This window comes from Enterobacter sp. 6722112, from assembly GCF_058661685.1.
The window spans coordinates 3,072,413-3,088,801 of the sequence record NZ_JBZWGR010000007.1 but is presented as its reverse complement, the minus strand read 5'-3'; the positions used below and the strand labels follow the sequence as shown (position 1 = coordinate 3,088,801).

Sequence of the window (16,389 nt, the reverse complement as noted above, 5' to 3'; positions counted from 1 at the left end):
ATGCGGATAGCACGCCTGATTCGCTCCCGCTGGCTGTGGCTGGCGGGAGCGCTTCTCGTTTCAGGGGGGCTGATTGTCGTCGCTGACCGCGTGTGGCCGTTGCCCCTGAAAGAGGTCAACCCAGCGCGAGTGGTGGTGGATGAGCAGGGTGTTCCGCTGTGGCGTTTTGCCGACAGCGAAGGCATCTGGCGCTATCCGGTTACCATTGAAGAGGTTTCCCCACGCTATCTTGAGGCGCTGATCCAGTATGAAGATCGCTGGTTCTGGGATCACCCTGGCGTCAATCCGCTTTCTGTACTGCGTGCCGCCTGGCAGGATCTCACCTCCGGGAGAGTGGTTTCCGGCGGGAGCACGCTTACCATGCAGGTGGCGCGCCTGCTGGATCCGCATCCGCGTACCTTTGGCGGTAAAATTCGTCAGCTGTGGCGGGCGATGCAGCTGGAGTGGCATCTCTCCAAGCGTGAAATCCTGACGCTGTATCTTAACCGTGCCCCGTTTGGCGGCACGTTGCAGGGCGTGGGCGCGGCAAGCTGGACTTACCTTGGCAAACCGCCGTCTCAGCTGAGCTATTCCGACGCGGCGCTGCTGGCAGTGCTGCCGCAGGCACCCAGCCGCCTGCGCCCGGATCGCTGGCCGGAACGTGCCGAAGCGGCGCGGAACAAAGTGCTCGACCGTATGCTGACTCAGGGCGTCTGGTCTGAGAAGCAGGTGAAAGAGTCCCGTGAAGAGCCGGTCTGGCTGGCACCCCGGCAGATGCCGCAGCTGGCGCCGCTCTTTTCCCGCATGATGCTGAGTAAAAGTCGTGACACAAAAATAGTCACCACGCTGGATGCAGCTTTGCAACGACAGCTTGAAGAGCTGGCAATGAACTGGAAATCACGCCTGCCTGCCCGCAGTTCGCTGGCGATGATCGTCGTGGATCATACATCCATGAAAGTGCGTGGCTGGGTAGGCTCGGTAGATATCAATGATGACAGCCGTTTCAGCCACGTGGATATGGTCAATGCGATCCGATCGCCGGGATCGGTCCTCAAGCCATTCATCTATGGCATGGCGCTGGACGATGGTCTGATCCATCCCGCTTCGTTATTGCAGGATGTACCAAGAAAAACGGGGGATTATCGTCCCGGCAACTTTGACAGCGGCTTCCATGGGCCGGTCAGTATGAGCGAAGCCCTGGTGCGTTCCCTCAACCTGCCTGCGGTGCAGGTTCTGGAAGCGTACGGCCCAAAACGTTTTGCCGGAATGCTGAGCAACGCGGGATTACCGCTCATTCTGCCTGCGGGGGCACAGCCCAACCTCTCTCTGATCCTGGGGGGCGCAGGCGCACGCCTGGCTGATATCGCTGCCGCCTATAGCGCCTTTGCGCGTCAGGGTAAGGCGGGCCGGCTGCGTTTACAGCCGGGCGATCCGCTGATCGAACGTCCGCTGTTATCGCAGGGGGCGGCGTGGATCATTCGACGCATTCTCGCTAATGAAGCACAGCCCCTGCCGGACAGTGCGCTGCCCCAGGTTGCGCCGCTGGCGTGGAAAACGGGCACCAGCTATGGCTACCGGGATGCCTGGGCCATCGGCCTGAATGCCCGGTATGTCATTGGAATCTGGACCGGACGCCCGGACGGCACGCCCGTTGCCGGGCAGTTTGGTTTCGCCAGCGCGGTACCGCTCCTGAATCAGGTCAATAACATGCTTCAGTCCCGCTCGATGGTGGATGAAGCGCGCCTGCCGCGCGATCCGCGTCCTGCAAGCGTAGGACGGGGCGTGATTTGCTGGCCGGGGGGCCAGTCCCTGCCTGAAGGGAGCGAAAACTGTCGGCGTCGGCTGTCAACCTGGCTGCTGGAAGGCAGTGAACCGCCTACGCTGTTGCTGCCGGAACAGGAAGGTATTCGCGGGATCCGTTTCCCGGTCTGGCTGGATAAAGAAGGCAAACGCGTTGCGGCGGATTGTCCTGATGCGACAGAGAAAGTGCTGGATGTCTGGCCGCTACCGCTGGAGCCCTGGCTGCCTGCTGCTGAAAAACGGGCTGCTCGTCTCCCCGCCCGTTCAGCTATTTGCCCTCCGCTGGATAACCATAATGCGGCGCCGATGATGTTGTCAGGCGTCAGAGAAGGGGCGGTAATTAAACGTCTTCCGGGTGAGAAAAATATGACCCTCAACGTTTCAACCAGCGGCGGGGAGGGACAACGATGGTGGTTTTTGAATGGCGAACCGCTGGACGGGCATCAGAAGAATTATTCACTACAATTATATTTGCCGGGTAAATATCAATTAATTGTATTAGATGAAACAGGACAAACGGCGACAGTGAATTTTGAATTAGATCGCTAAGTATTACCCCTCAAGAGTTAGCTTGATAATTATCAATATTCGTTTCTGAAAAAAAACGAGAATGCGTTTTTATTTGAAGGAACGAGCAATGAAAAAAAATAAACATCAGGGAGAAGGGCTTATTCCCGCCATATCCCGGCGTCAGTTTATTCAGGCAGGGTCGGCGCTCGCCGCCCTGCCGTTTGTCGTCAAAACCGGCAAAGTACAGGCACAGGGCGCGGCGGTTTCAGGCGCCACGCCTGAAGAAAAAGTGGTGCAAACCTGTAGTACGTTTGACTGCGGCGGCAAGTGTGATATTCGTGCTCACGTCAGTGATGGCGTTGTGACCCGAATTTCAACGCGTCCGGATAACGCGCTGGATCCGCAGATGCCAGTAATGCGCGCCTGCGTTCGTGGTCGGGCTTATCGGAAATTTGTTTATCACCCCGATCGACTGAAATATCCAATGAAACGCGTAGGTAAACGTGGCGAAGGAAAATTCGAGCGTATTACCTGGGATGAAGCCACCACCCTCATTGCGAATCAATTAAAAACTATTACGCAAAAATACGGTGCTGCGTCACGCTATGTTCATGTGGGCACCGCGGTGTCCGGCGGGACCTTTTCTGGCGATAAAATGGTTCGTCGTCTGCTCAACTTAACCGGCGGCTATCTCGAAAGCTATCACTCGGTCAGTATGGGTAACACGGCGGCGGCAACGCCGTATACCTATGGCACCGCCGCCAGCGGTAGCTCTCTGGACACGCTGCTGGACACCAAGCTGGTCATTCTCTGGGGGCATAACCCGACGGAAACCATCTTCGGGCACAGCAACCACTTCTACCAGAAGATGAAGCAAAACGGCACGCGCTTCATTGTCGTCGACCCACGCTATTCCGATACGGTTTCCTCCCTTGCCGATCAGTGGATCCCATTGCTTCCTGCCACGGACAACGCCCTGATGGACGCGATGATGTATGTGATCGTCACGGAGAATCTGCACGATCGCGACTTTATTCAACGCTACACCCTTGGCTTTGACGAAGACGCCATGCCAGAGGGCGTTCCGGCCAATGAATCCCTGATGGCTTACCTGAGCGGTGCAAAGGATGGCGTGGCGAAAACGCCTGAGTGGGCAGAGAAAATCACCCACGTGCCTGCACAAACTATTCGTCAGCTGGCGCGTGACTACGCAACCACCAAACCCGCCGCGCTGATCCAGGGCTGGGGACCGCAGCGTCACAACTGCGGCGAGCGCACCGCGCGCGGCTCGACGATACTGGCCACGCTAACGGGTAACGTCGGGGTGAAAGGCGGCTGGGCAGCAGGCTATGGCGGCTGCGCAAACCGCAAATTTGCGGCCGGGCCAGAGATGCCGGACAACCCGGTCAAAGCCAAAATTTCGGTCATGAACTGGGTGCAGGCCGCGGATGATGCTTCTAAGGTAACCGCGGAAGATGGCCTGAAGGATGCTGAGAAGCTGGACAGCAATATCCGCATCCTGTTCTCGCTGGCGGGCAATTATCTGGCTAACCAGAACCCGGATCTTCATCAGGCAACCCGTGTCCTGGAAGACGAGTCGAAAATCGAGTTTATCGTCGCAAGCGATCTGTTTATGACGCCGAGCGCCAGATACGCCGACCTGCTTTTGCCGGAAACCAGCTTTATGGAACGCTGGAATATCGGCGAAACCTGGGGCACGGCAAGCTATCTGATCCTGTCAGAAAAGCTGATTGAACCTGAATTTGAACGCCGTTCAGACTACGACTGGCTGCGGGAGGTCGCTGCTAAGCTTGGCGTCGAGCCAGCGTTCAGCGAGGGCCGTGACGAAAAAGCGTGGATTGAGCACATCTGGGAGCAGACGCGGCTGTCCATGCCGGATGAAAAACTGCCGGACTTCGCGACGCTACAGAAGACGCGTCAGCATCTTTTCAAAAGCGCGCCGTACGTTGCCTTTGAAGACAACATTCGCGATCCGCAGAATCATCCGTTCCCGACGCCGTCCGGAAAAATTGAGATCTTCTCGAAGCGTCTGTACGACATGCATCACCCGGAAATTCCGGCGCTGTCGCACTACGTGCCAGCCCATGAAGGGCCGGAAGACGAGCTGGCGAAAACCTTCCCGCTTCAGCTGATCACCTGGAAAGGGAAAAACCGCGCTAACTCCACCCAGTACGCCAACTCGTGGTTAATTGAGGCGCAGCAGCAAAAGCTGTGGATCAACCCGCAGGATGCGCAAAAGCGCGGCATTGCGCAGGGGGATACCGTGCGTATTCATAACGCGCGCGGCATTTGCGAGATCCCGGCGGAGGTCACGCCGCGCATCATTCCAGGCGTGGTGGCCATGCAGGCAGGCGCCTGGTGGCAGCCGGACGCGCAGGGTATCGATAAAGGCGGCTGCGCGAACGTGCTCAGTTCCGCCCGTATTACCGCGCTTGCGAAAGGGAATTCCCATCAAACCATGCTGGTGGAGGTAGCTAAAGCATGAGTCAGTTTAAACATTACGCACCGGTGAGCGACAAACAGCTGGGTTTTTATATCGACTCTTCTCGCTGCTCGGGCTGCAAGGCATGCCAGGTGGCGTGCAAAGATAAAAACAACCTTGAGGTCGGACGTCGTTTCCGTCGCGTTTATGAAGTCAACGGCGGGAGTTTTATCCCGACCGGGCAGGGCGGCGTCAGCAACAACGTTTTTGCCTACACGCTCTCTATTTCCTGTAACCACTGCGCAGACCCTGTCTGCACCAAAAACTGTCCAACCACCGCGATGCATAAGCGTCCGGGGGACGGCATTGTGCGCGTTGATACTGATAAGTGTGTCGGCTGCGGCTACTGCGCATGGTCTTGCCCTTACGGCGCGCCACAGCTCAACGAGCAGACCGGGCAGATGTCCAAATGTGATTTCTGCGTGGATCTCCAGGCGAAGGGAGAGCAGCCCGTCTGTGTGGCAACCTGTCCACTCGAAGCGATTAAATTCGGGCCGATTGATGAACTGCGGGCGAAGTATGGTGCGGTCTGTGATGTGAAAGGCTTGCCTGATTCCTCCATCACCAAACCAAACCTGGTGATCAAAGCGCATCAGGGCGCAGAGAAAGAGGGGAAACGTCATGCATGAGTTACCGCTGCTGATTTTTACGCTGTTCCTGCAAGGATCGGTGGGCGTTACGCTGTGGCTGGCGTTCGGAAGCACGCAACGCAGCGCGCTGCTGCCGGCAGCCGGAGCGTTTGTGCTGGCGAGTCTGGGGCTGCTCGCCTCCGCGCTGCACATGGGCTATCCGCTTAATGCTCTTAACGCGCTGCGCCACGTATCCAGCTCCTGGCTGAGTCGTGAGATTATCTTTGCCAGTCTTTATCTTGCGGCGCTTGGCTTCGCAACGCTGCTGATGTTTGTCAAAAAGCCAGGCTGGAAGCCACTGTTGGTTGTGGCAGGTCTGGTTGGTTTAGTCGACGTGTTCTGCATGGCGCAGATCTACATGCACGCATCCGTGGTGACATGGCAGCACGTAAACACTCTGGTGCTGTTTATCGGTTCGGTGGGGATTATCGGCTCAGCCTGCATGGCCGTTGGGACGCGTACTCAAACCGTGCGTGCGGCGGTTGTCATTATTACGCTGGTGGTGCTTGTGCGTCTGGTGATGCAGCCCGTCTGGCTGGCAGATATTACGGCTATGGACAACACCGTGGTGACGTTCCCTCACGCACCGCTACAGATGCTGGAGCAACTGCGAACCGTTCATCTGCTGAGCTGGTGCGTATCCGTTGCGGGTATGCTGTGCTTTGCTGCGGGCGGTCTGAAAGCGGCGCGATCTCCCATGCTGCTGGGAAGCGCATTGCTGATTGTCGGTGAGCTGATGCTGCGCTTCGTTTTCTTCAGTATTGGCTGATGGGCGGATTGACCTTTGCCCCGGCGATGGACGTGACGCATGCGTGCGTCCGTCGCCGTTTTCGCCACGCTTCCTGCCTCGCCTGCGCGGACGTCTGTCCTGTGCAGGCTTTTTCTTTTACCGACTCAAGCGTCTCGGTTGATGACAGCCGCTGTATTGAATGCGGTGACTGCCTGTTCGTCTGCCCCGCTGAGGCCATCACCGGCATCACGCCGCGAAAACGCTTTCTGTGTGGCGATACGCTTGTTGGGCCGTTTACTGACCGTGCGCCAGGGGTGAATGAGCTTCTGCTGTGGCACGCGCAGCACCACGTTCGTTTTATCAGTATCGACGCGGAGCAGAATCCTGACTGGTTGCTGGCGATTGCCCGGCTGAATCTGGCGCTTCGTCGGCGCGGTGAAGCGGCGTGGGCGTTTAAACATATACCCGTCAACGAGGTTAATACCGCCCGGCGTGCGCTGATGCACGTTCCCCGTGAGGATGTCCGGGCCTGTAGCGTCGTGCCCGGTCAGCGTGAACTGCGCAGGGCGTTTTCTGCGTTTAGCGAGGCAGAGATAACGCTCGATGCCGAATCCTGCGTACTGTGCGGCGCGTGCTGGCGAAGTTGTACGGAAAACGCGATTCGGTTTGGGAACGCTGAACTGATCGTGGAAACCGGACGCTGTACGGGATGCGGCGGCTGCGAAGCGGTATGCCAGCATGCGGCGATAAACGTGACGCAAACAGAAGGAACAGCGAAAAGCGTGACCATACCGGCATATGAAGCCGTTTGCCTGACGTGCCACCGTCATTTCTGGTCATTTACGTCTGATGAAAAGCAGTGTCCGCTCTGTTTTCATCATCAACACGGTATGCGAAATACGAGCTGTTGCTAATCTTCGTCTCATTTTAAAAAAATGTTATGCATAACCATAGGCAATGGCGCTATTGCTCTTTATAATCCGCGCCACACCATACTCAGGTATGCAAAAACAACAGAACATTTTACAGAGGTTATCAATGGCTATTGAACGTACTTTTTCCATCATCAAACCAAACGCGGTGGCAAAAAACGTTATTGGCAGCATCTTCGCTCGCTTTGAATCAGCAGGGTTTAAGATCGTTGGCACCAAAATGCTGCACCTGACCGTTGAGCAGGCTCGCGGTTTTTACGCTGAGCACGAAGGTCGCCCATTCTTTGATGGTCTGGTCGAGTTCATGACCTCTGGCCCAATCGTGGTATCCGTACTGGAAGGCGAAAACGCGGTACAGCGTCACCGCGATCTGCTGGGTGCAACCAACCCGGACAACGCGCTGGCAGGTACTCTGCGCGCCGACTATGCAGACAGCTTCACCGAGAACGGCACCCACGGTTCCGACTCTGTTGAATCTGCTGCGCGCGAAATTGCGTTCTTCTTCGCTGAAGGCGAAGTGTGCCCGCGCACTCGCTAATAATTTCGTAAATGCCGCGTGCAAACGTGGCATCCCTGCGCCAGACTTTGTACAATGCAACGCCCCGGACGAGCAGACTGTTTACCGGGGCGTTTCTTTTCAACCCACCAAGGGCCACAACGTGTAACAACGAGGCCGGAAAAAATTATGTCTGAATTAGTGAATACCTCCGAAGTCGCCATTCCTGCGGTTCCCAATAAAAATGGAAAAATTAACCTGCTGGACCTGAACCGTCAGCAGATGCGCGAGTTCTTTAAAGAGATGGGCGAGAAGCCATTTCGTGCCGATCAGGTCATGAAATGGATGTACCACTATTGCAGCGACAACTTTGATGACATGACGGACATCAACAAAGTGCTGCGCAATAAGCTTAAAGAAGTGGCGGAAATCCGCGCACCGGAAGTGGTGGAAGAGCAGCGCTCTTCAGATGGCACCATCAAGTGGGCCATTGCCGTTGGCGATCAGCGCGTTGAAACCGTGTATATCCCGGAAGACGATCGCGCCACGCTGTGCGTCTCTTCTCAGGTGGGCTGTGCGCTGGAGTGCAAATTCTGCTCTACGGCGCAGCAGGGCTTTAACCGTAACCTGCGCGTGTCGGAAATCATCGGCCAGGTCTGGCGTGCCGCGAAAATCGTGGGCGCGGCGAAAGTCACCGGTACACGTCCAATCACCAACGTGGTGATGATGGGGATGGGTGAACCGCTGCTCAACCTGACCAACGTCGTTCCGGCGATGGAAATCATGCTAGACGATTTCGGTTTTGGTCTGTCCAAGCGCCGCGTTACGCTCTCTACTTCCGGCGTAGTGCCTGCGCTGGACAAACTGGGCGACATGATTGACGTTGCGCTGGCCATCTCCCTTCACGCGCCAAACGACGCCATCCGTGACGAAATTGTGCCGATCAACAAAAAGTACAATATCGAAACCTTCCTGGCTGGCGTGCGCCGTTACCTGGAGAAATCCAATGCGAACCAGGGCCGCGTGACCATTGAATACGTGATGCTGGATCATGTTAACGACGGTACCGAACATGCACATGAGCTGGCTGAACTGCTGAAAGATACGCCATGTAAGATCAACCTGATCCCATGGAACCCGTTCCCGGGCGCGCCGTATGGCCGTAGCTCGAACAGCCGTATCGATCGCTTCTCAAAAGTGCTGATGGAGTATGGTTTCACCACCATCGTTCGTAAAACGCGTGGCGATGATATCGACGCAGCCTGTGGTCAGCTGGCGGGTGACGTTATTGACCGTACCAAACGTACGCTGCGTAAGCGCATGCAGGGTGAGTCAATCGCGGTCAAAACCGTTTGATTATTATGCAGACACGGCGCGTTTTTTGCGCCGTGAAGCATTAATTTACTGAATATTCAGTCACAATCATTATGACTGATTAATAATTACGGTGCGTTTCATACGACTTTCGGGCAGTATGTAACGACGTAACAACAGTTTAGCGTGAAGGCCTGCCAGCGCTGTCATCTGCGGCCCGACAGTCTTATACTGTTTGTTCCAGGTTAACTGACCTAAAGTTTCGCGGTGCGGGTGGCATTGTGACTCACCGGCACCTGAACCCTTATTTTCACGTACCAGTAGTTGTAGCGAATGAATACTGAAGCCACTCACGATCAAAATGCAGCACTCTCCACTGGCGTTCGTCTTCGCAACGCCCGTGAACAACTCGGACTCAGCCAGCAAGCCGTTGCAGAACGCCTGTGCCTGAAGGTTTCCACCGTTCGCGATATTGAAGAAGATAAGGCACCCGCCGATCTGGCTTCAACGTTTCTGCGCGGTTATATCCGTTCTTACGCCAAACTGGTTCATATCCCTGAAGACGAATTACTGCCGATGATGGAGAAGCAGGCGCCTGTGCGTGCGGCAAAAGTTGCGCCGATGCAGAGCTTCTCTCTGGGTAAACGTCGTAAAAAACGCGATGGCTGGCTGATGAGCTTTACCTGGCTGGTCCTGTTCGTGGTTGTCGGCCTGACGGGCGCATGGTGGTGGCAAAACCACAAAGCGCAGCAGGAAGAGATCACGACGATGGCCGATCAGTCCTCCGCTGAGCTCAATCAGTCTGGTAATAACGGCGCGCAAAGCGTGCCGCTGAGCACCGAAGGAGCTGCGACCTCCAGCGAACCTCAGGCGGCAGCAAGCAGCACGCCTGCAACCGAGCCAGCGACGACGCCAGAAGCGACGGCGAATACCGCACCAGCCACCCAGGCCCAGGATCAGAACGCGGTCGTGTCACCTTCACAGGCCAATGTTGATACCGCCCCTGCGGCAACGGCACCGGCAGATAACACCGCGGCGTCACTGCCAACTGACCCGGCGGGTACGGCGGCACCTGCCGTTGACCCGAATGCGCTGGTGATGAATTTCACGGCGGATTGCTGGCTGGAAGTGACTGATGCGACAGGTAAAAAGCTGTTCAGCGGCCTGCAACGTAAAGATGGCACGTTAAATCTAACGGGCCAGGCACCTTACAAGCTTAAAATCGGCGCACCGGCAGCGGTACAGATCCAGTATCAAGGAAAACCTGTCGATCTGAGCCGCTTTATCAGAACTAACCAGGTTGCGCGTCTTACCGTTAGTGCCGAACAATCAGCAGCACAGTAACAGACGGGCAATGCGGGAGATTTTACATGCATAACCAGGCTCCTATTCAACGTAGAAAATCGAAACGGATTTACGTTGGGAACGTGCCAGTCGGCGATGGGGCGCCTATCGCCGTCCAGTCGATGACCAATACGCGTACTACGGATGTAGAAGCGACGGTCAATCAAATCAAAGCATTAGAACGCGTAGGCGCGGACATTGTTCGCGTCTCTGTACCGACCATGGATGCCGCCGAGGCGTTCAAACTGATCAAGCAGCAGGTGAGCGTTCCGCTGGTTGCCGATATTCACTTCGATTACCGTATCGCGCTGAAAGTCGCTGAATATGGTGTCGATTGCCTGCGTATTAACCCAGGCAACATCGGCAACGAAGAGCGCATTCGCATGGTTGTTGACTGCGCCCGCGACAAAAACATTCCAATCCGTATCGGCGTGAACGCTGGCTCACTGGAAAAAGATCTCCAGGAAAAGTACGGTGAGCCGACGCCGCAGGCGCTGCTCGAATCCGCAATGCGTCACGTCGATCATCTGGATCGCCTTAACTTCGATCAGTTTAAAGTGAGCGTGAAAGCGTCTGACGTCTTCCTGGCCGTTGAATCGTATCGTCTGCTGGCAAAACAGATCGATCAGCCGCTCCACCTTGGGATCACCGAGGCGGGCGGTCTGCGAAGCGGTTCGGTAAAATCGGCGATTGGTCTCGGCCTGCTGCTCTCTGAAGGCATCGGCGACACGTTACGCGTCTCCCTGGCCGCCGATCCGGTGGAAGAGATCAAAGTCGGTTTCGACATCCTGAAATCACTGCGTATCCGCGCGCGTGGGATCAACTTCATTGCCTGCCCAACCTGTTCACGTCAGGAGTTTGACGTGATCGGCACCGTGAATGCTCTGGAGCAGCGCCTGGAAGACATCATCACCCCGATGGACGTTTCCATCATCGGCTGCGTGGTGAACGGTCCGGGTGAAGCGCTGGTGTCCACGCTGGGCGTTACCGGCGGTAACAAGAAAAGTGGTCTCTATGAAGATGGCGTTCGTAAAGATCGTCTGGATAATAGTGATATGATCGACCAGCTCGAAGCCCGGATTCGCGCGAAAGCGACGATGATGGACGAAGCGAAGCGCATCAGCGTTCAGCAGGTTGAAAAATAACGTGATGGGAAGCAGGCTGCTTCCCATGTATGATTGAACCCATTCTTTGGGTTCTTTTTTGTATATAGAAAGAGAATAAACGTGGCAAAAAACATTCAAGCCATCCGCGGCATGAACGATTATCTGCCTGGCGAAACCGCCATCTGGCAGCGCATTGAAGGCACACTGAAGCAGGTGCTCGGCAGCTACGGTTACAGCGAAATTCGTTTGCCGATTGTAGAGCAGACCCCGTTATTCAAACGCGCGATCGGCGAAGTAACCGACGTGGTTGAAAAAGAGATGTACACCTTTGAGGACCGCAACGGCGACAGCCTGACTCTGCGTCCTGAGGGGACGGCGGGTTGCGTACGCGCCGGCATCGAACATGGTCTCCTGTACAATCAGGAGCAGCGCCTGTGGTATATCGGCCCGATGTTCCGCCACGAACGTCCGCAAAAAGGCCGCTACCGTCAGTTCAACCAGCTTGGCGTGGAAGTTTTTGGTCTGCAAGGACCAGATATTGATGCCGAACTGATTATGCTTACTGCCCGCTGGTGGCGTGCGCTCGGTATTTCTGAGCACGTTTCTCTGGAGCTGAACTCTATCGGTTCTCTGGAAGCGCGTGCGAACTATCGCGATGCGCTGGTGGCGTTCCTGGAACAGCACAAAGAGAAGCTCGACGAAGACTGTAAGCGTCGTATGTACAGCAACCCGCTGCGCGTACTCGATTCCAAAAATCCTGACGTACAGGCGCTGCTGAACGATGCGCCAGCGCTGGGTGACTACCTGGATGAGGATTCCCGCGAACACTTTGCCGGCCTGTGCAAGCTGCTTGAAGCGGCGGGCATTGCTTATACCGTTAACCAGCGTCTGGTGCGCGGTCTGGACTACTACAACCGCACCGTATTTGAGTGGGTCACCACCAGCCTCGGTTCGCAGGGCACCGTCTGTGCCGGCGGTCGTTATGACGGTCTGGTCGAACAACTGGGTGGTCGCGCAGCACCGGCTGTAGGCTTCGCGATGGGCCTTGAGCGACTTGTTTTGCTGGTTCAGGCAGTTAATCCGGAATTTAAAGCCGATCCTGTTGTCGATATATACCTGGTGGCCTCAGGTGCGGATACGCAGTCTGCGGCGATGCAGCTTGCCGAACGCGTGCGCGATGCGCTGCCGGACGTTAAGCTGATGACCAACCACGGCGGCGGCAACTTTAAAAAACAGTTTGCTCGTGCCGATAAGTGGGGCGCAAGTATCGCACTGGTGCTGGGTGAGTCCGAAGTGGCCAACGGCGAAGTGGTAGTCAAAGACCTGCGCTCTGGTGAGCAAACTACGGTAACGCAGGATGGCGTTGCGGCGCACTTGCGCACTCTATTGGGCTAAGGAGAAGGACTGCGTGGAAATTTACGAGAACGAACACGACCAGGTTGATGCGGTTAAGCGCTTCTTTGCTGAAAACGGCAAAGCACTGGTTGTAGGGGTTATTTTAGGTGTTGGTGCGCTGGTAGGCTGGCGTTACTGGAACAATCATCAGGCTGACTCTGCTCGCGGTTCGTCCCTGAACTACGAAAATACCGTTAGCGCAATCCGTGCCGATCAGCCGCAAACGTTGACGGCTGCGGAGAAATTTGCCGCTGACAACAAAAACACCTACGGCGCGCTGGCTGCGCTGGAAGTGGCTCAGCAGTATGTTGATAAAAACGAACTGGACAAAGCCGCTGCGCAACTGTCTCAGGGGCTTGCTGCTGCCAGTGACGAAAATCTGAAAGCGGTGATCAATCTGCGTCTGGCGCGTATCCAGGTTCAGCAGAAAAAAGCCGACGACGCGCTGAAAACGCTTGATACCATCAAAGGCGAAGGCTTTGCCGCTATTGTTGCCGATCTTCGCGGTGAAGCACTGCTGAGTAAAGGTGATAAAGCGGGCGCGCGTAAAGCGTGGCAAGCTGGCGTGGATAGTAAAGCTTCACCTGCGCTGAGCGAAATGATGCAGATGAAAATAAATAATTTGTCCGTCTGAGAGGGACCCAATGCAATTGCGTAAATTACTTCTGCCAGGACTGCTTTCTGTTACGTTATTGAGTGGTTGTTCACTGTTCAGTGGCGAAGAAGACGTTGTTAAAATGTCCCCGCTGCCGACGGTTGAAAACCAGTTCACCCCATCCACCGCCTGGGACACCTCTGTGGGAGATGGTATTGGCGATTTTTATTCCAACCTGCACCCGGCATTTGCTGACGGCGTTGTCTATGCGGCCGATCGCAAAGGCACCGTTAAAGCGCTGAACGCTGATGACGGAAAAGAAGTGTGGTCCATTAACCTGGCGGAAAAAGACGGCTGGTTCTCCCGTAAACCTGCACTGCTTTCTGGCGGCTTGACCGTTGCTGGCGGTCACGTGTATGTGGGCAGCGAAAAAGCGCAGGTTTACGCGCTGAATGCCAGCGACGGTTCGGTTGCATGGCAGACCACCGTTGCCGGTGAATCCTTGTCGCGTCCGGTTGTCAGCGACGGCCTGGTGCTGATCCATACCAGCAACGGCCAGTTGCAGGCGCTGAACGAAGCCGATGGTCTGGTAAAATGGACGGTTAACCTGGATATGCCAGCGCTGTCTCTGCGTGGTGAATCTGCTCCGGCGACCGCCTTTGGCGCCGCCATTGTGGGCGGTGACAACGGCCGTGTCAGCGCGGTACTGATGCAGCAGGGCCAGATGATCTGGCAGCAGCGTATTTCCCAGGCGACCGGTTCAACTGAAATTGACCGTCTGAGTGACGTGGACACCACGCCAGTCATCGTTGACGGTGTGGTTTACGCGCTGGCGTACAACGGCAACCTGACGGCGCTGGACCTGCGTAGCGGCCAGATCATGTGGAAACGTGAGCTGGGTTCCGTGAACGATTTCATCGTCGACGGCAACCGTATTTATATGGTGGATCAGAACGACCGTCTGCTGGCGCTGAGCACCGAAGGTGGCGTGACGCTGTGGACGCAGAGCGATCTGCTGCACCGTCTGCTGACCGCACCAGCACTGTATAACGGCAGCCTGGTGGTGGGCGACAGCGAAGGCTATATGCACTGGATCGATCCAGAGAATGGTCGCTTCGTGGCACAGCAGAAAGTGGATAGCTCAGGCTTCCTGACGGAGCCCGTTGTGGCTGACGGCAAACTGCTGATTCAGGCAAAAGACGGCACGCTGTACGCGATCACGCGTTAATTACACGGCGGTTGTAGTATACTAAACGGCTCCTGTTCACTCAGGAGCCGTTTTGACATTTTTAAAAACGCTGCGAAAGCGACGTTATTTTGAATTTTATGAGGCTTCAAACATGGTACCTGTGGTCGCGCTTGTCGGGCGCCCTAACGTTGGAAAATCCACTCTTTTTAACCGTTTAACACGCACCCGTGATGCGCTGGTTGCGGATTTCCCGGGGCTGACGCGTGACCGTAAGTACGGTCGTGCAGAGGTGGAAGGACGCGAGTTCATCTGTATCGATACCGGGGGTATTGACGGTACGGAAGACGGCGTAGAAACCCGCATGGCAGAGCAATCTCTGCTGGCTATCGAAGAAGCGGATGTGGTTCTGTTTATGGTGGATGCTCGCGCTGGCCTGATGCCCGCGGATTCTGCTATTGCTAAACATCTGCGTTCACGCGAAAAGCCTACCTTCCTGGTGGCGAACAAAACTGACGGCATCGATGCCGATCAGGCTGTTGCGGATTTCTGGTCTTTAGGTCTGGGCGATATTTATCCTATCGCGGCCTCGCATGGTCGTGGCGTCACCAGCCTGCTGGAAACCGTGCTGCTGCCGTGGGTTGATGAAGTAAACCCGCCGGAAGAGGTGGACGAGGACGCTGAATACTGGGCGCAGTTTGAAGCCGGAGAGGAAGGCGAGGAAGAGCCGGAAGACGACTTCAACCCGCAGGATCTGCCTATCAAGCTGGCTATCGTGGGTCGCCCAAACGTAGGTAAGTCTACGCTTACTAACCGTATTCTCGGTGAAGAGCGCGTGGTGGTTTACGACATGCCAGGCACAACGCGTGACAGCATTTACATTCCAATGCAGCGCGATGAACGTGAGTACGTACTTATCGACACCGCAGGGGTGCGTAAGCGCGGGAAAATCACCGATGTGGTAGAAAAATTCTCGGTGATCAAAACCCTTCAGGCGATTGAAGACGCCAACGTGGTGCTGCTGGTCATCGACGCACGTGAAGGTATCTCCGATCAGGATCTCTCTCTGCTTGGCTTTATCCTAAATAGTGGGCGCTCACTGGTTATCGTCGTCAACAAGTGGGACGGCCTGAGCAATGAAGTGCGCGAGCAGGTGAAAGAGACGCTGGACTTCCGTCTGGGCTTTATCGACTTTGCCCGCGTTCACTTCATCTCTGCCCTGCACGGGAGTGGTGTTGGCAACCTGTTCGAATCCGTTCGTGAAGCCTATGACAGCTCTACCCGCCGTCAGAGCACGGCGATGCTGACCCGTATCATGAACATGGCTGCTGAAGACCACCAACCGCCGCTGGTGCGCGGTCGTCGCGTGAAGCTGAAATATGCTCACGCCGGGGGGTATAACCCGCCTATCGTGGTGATCCACGGTAACCAGGTGAAGGATCTGCCGGACTCCTACAAACGCTACCTGATGAACTACTTCCGCAAGTCGCTGGACGTGATGGGTACGCCTATCCGTATTCAGTTCAAGGAAGGGGAGAACCCGTTTGCGAATAAACGCAACACCCTGACGCCGAACCAGATGCGTAAGCGTAAGCGTTTGATTAAGCACATTAAGAAAAGCAAATAATTCTTACCGAACTCACTAAAACCCGCGCCTGTCGCGGGTTTTTTTCGCCCATTCAAAAGGCCTGCCTTCCCTGTGTGATGTCAATCACTATTCGCTTTTAACCATGTTTATATCTAAGAAAGTAGACAATCATCGAATTTTCGTCTTAAAGTCCAGGGTTCGGTACTAGACAAAACTAGCGCCTGGTTATCAAATGGTTAACCAACATTTCGCCGCATGTAAAAAATCGATCGGATACGTAAC

General features: G+C 55.7%; 13 protein-coding genes. All 13 read left to right on the top strand.

Features of this window, described 5'->3' with window-relative positions; translation table 11 throughout:
* The 13 genes from pbpC to der all read left to right on the top strand — a co-directional run bounded on the left by pbpC (position 1) and on the right by der (position 16,146).
* On the top strand, positions 1 to 2,328 hold the full coding sequence (gene pbpC, locus AC4OVU_RS16150) for a peptidoglycan glycosyltransferase PbpC (RefSeq protein WP_023295146.1): 2,328 nt from the start codon (positions 1 to 3) through the stop codon (positions 2,326 to 2,328).
* A gap of 88 nt (positions 2,329 to 2,416) precedes the next feature.
* Complete coding sequence (locus AC4OVU_RS16145; RefSeq protein ID WP_341846037.1) at positions 2,417 to 4,795, top strand: DMSO/selenate family reductase complex A subunit; 2,379 nt, start codon at positions 2,417 to 2,419, stop codon at positions 4,793 to 4,795.
* Positions 4,792 to 5,421 carry a DMSO/selenate family reductase complex B subunit gene (locus AC4OVU_RS16140; RefSeq protein WP_015572168.1) on the top strand — a complete coding sequence of 210 codons (630 nt, stop codon included), beginning with the start codon at positions 4,792 to 4,794 and terminating at the stop codon, positions 5,419 to 5,421. Before AC4OVU_RS16145 ends, AC4OVU_RS16140 begins: the two co-directional genes overlap by 4 nt.
* Positions 5,414 to 6,190 carry a dimethyl sulfoxide reductase anchor subunit family protein gene (locus AC4OVU_RS16135; RefSeq protein WP_110292897.1) on the top strand — a complete coding sequence of 259 codons (777 nt, stop codon included), beginning with the start codon at positions 5,414 to 5,416 and terminating at the stop codon, positions 6,188 to 6,190. The genes AC4OVU_RS16140 and AC4OVU_RS16135 overlap by 8 nt, the downstream gene beginning before the upstream one ends.
* Positions 6,190 to 7,065 carry a 4Fe-4S binding protein gene (locus AC4OVU_RS16130; protein WP_110292896.1) on the top strand — a complete coding sequence of 292 codons (876 nt, stop codon included), beginning with the start codon at positions 6,190 to 6,192 and terminating at the stop codon, positions 7,063 to 7,065. The genes AC4OVU_RS16135 and AC4OVU_RS16130 overlap by 1 nt, the downstream gene beginning before the upstream one ends.
* Positions 7,066 to 7,189: 124 nt before the next feature.
* Positions 7,190 to 7,621, top strand: a complete 432-nt coding sequence (gene ndk, locus AC4OVU_RS16125; RefSeq protein ID WP_003860625.1) for a nucleoside-diphosphate kinase — start codon at positions 7,190 to 7,192, stop codon at positions 7,619 to 7,621.
* A 147-nt stretch (positions 7,622 to 7,768) separates the two neighbouring features.
* On the top strand, positions 7,769 to 8,935 hold the full coding sequence (gene rlmN, locus AC4OVU_RS16120; RefSeq protein ID WP_003860623.1) for a dual-specificity RNA methyltransferase RlmN: 1,167 nt from the start codon (positions 7,769 to 7,771) through the stop codon (positions 8,933 to 8,935).
* A 291-nt stretch (positions 8,936 to 9,226) separates the two neighbouring features.
* Positions 9,227 to 10,237, top strand: coding sequence for a cytoskeleton protein RodZ (rodZ, locus tag AC4OVU_RS16115; RefSeq protein WP_491928750.1), 1,011 nt, complete (start codon positions 9,227 to 9,229; stop codon positions 10,235 to 10,237).
* A 26-nt stretch (positions 10,238 to 10,263) separates the two neighbouring features.
* Positions 10,264 to 11,382, top strand: coding sequence for a flavodoxin-dependent (E)-4-hydroxy-3-methylbut-2-enyl-diphosphate synthase (ispG, locus tag AC4OVU_RS16110; RefSeq protein ID WP_017383528.1), 1,119 nt, complete (start codon positions 10,264 to 10,266; stop codon positions 11,380 to 11,382).
* A gap of 81 nt (positions 11,383 to 11,463) precedes the next feature.
* On the top strand, positions 11,464 to 12,738 hold the full coding sequence (gene hisS / locus AC4OVU_RS16105; protein WP_022649001.1) for a histidine--tRNA ligase: 1,275 nt from the start codon (positions 11,464 to 11,466) through the stop codon (positions 12,736 to 12,738).
* A 13-nt stretch (positions 12,739 to 12,751) separates the two neighbouring features.
* Complete coding sequence (locus AC4OVU_RS16100; protein ID WP_017383526.1) at positions 12,752 to 13,372, top strand: YfgM family protein; 621 nt, start codon at positions 12,752 to 12,754, stop codon at positions 13,370 to 13,372.
* Between the two features lie 10 nt (positions 13,373 to 13,382).
* Positions 13,383 to 14,561 (top strand): outer membrane protein assembly factor BamB, encoded by a 1,179-nt coding sequence (gene bamB / locus AC4OVU_RS16095; protein WP_017383525.1) that lies wholly within the window; start codon positions 13,383 to 13,385, stop codon positions 14,559 to 14,561.
* Positions 14,562 to 14,673: 112 nt separating this feature from the next.
* On the top strand, positions 14,674 to 16,146 hold the full coding sequence (gene der / locus AC4OVU_RS16090) for a ribosome biogenesis GTPase Der (RefSeq protein ID WP_022648998.1): 1,473 nt from the start codon (positions 14,674 to 14,676) through the stop codon (positions 16,144 to 16,146).
* The last annotated feature ends 243 nt before the right edge of the window (positions 16,147 to 16,389 follow it).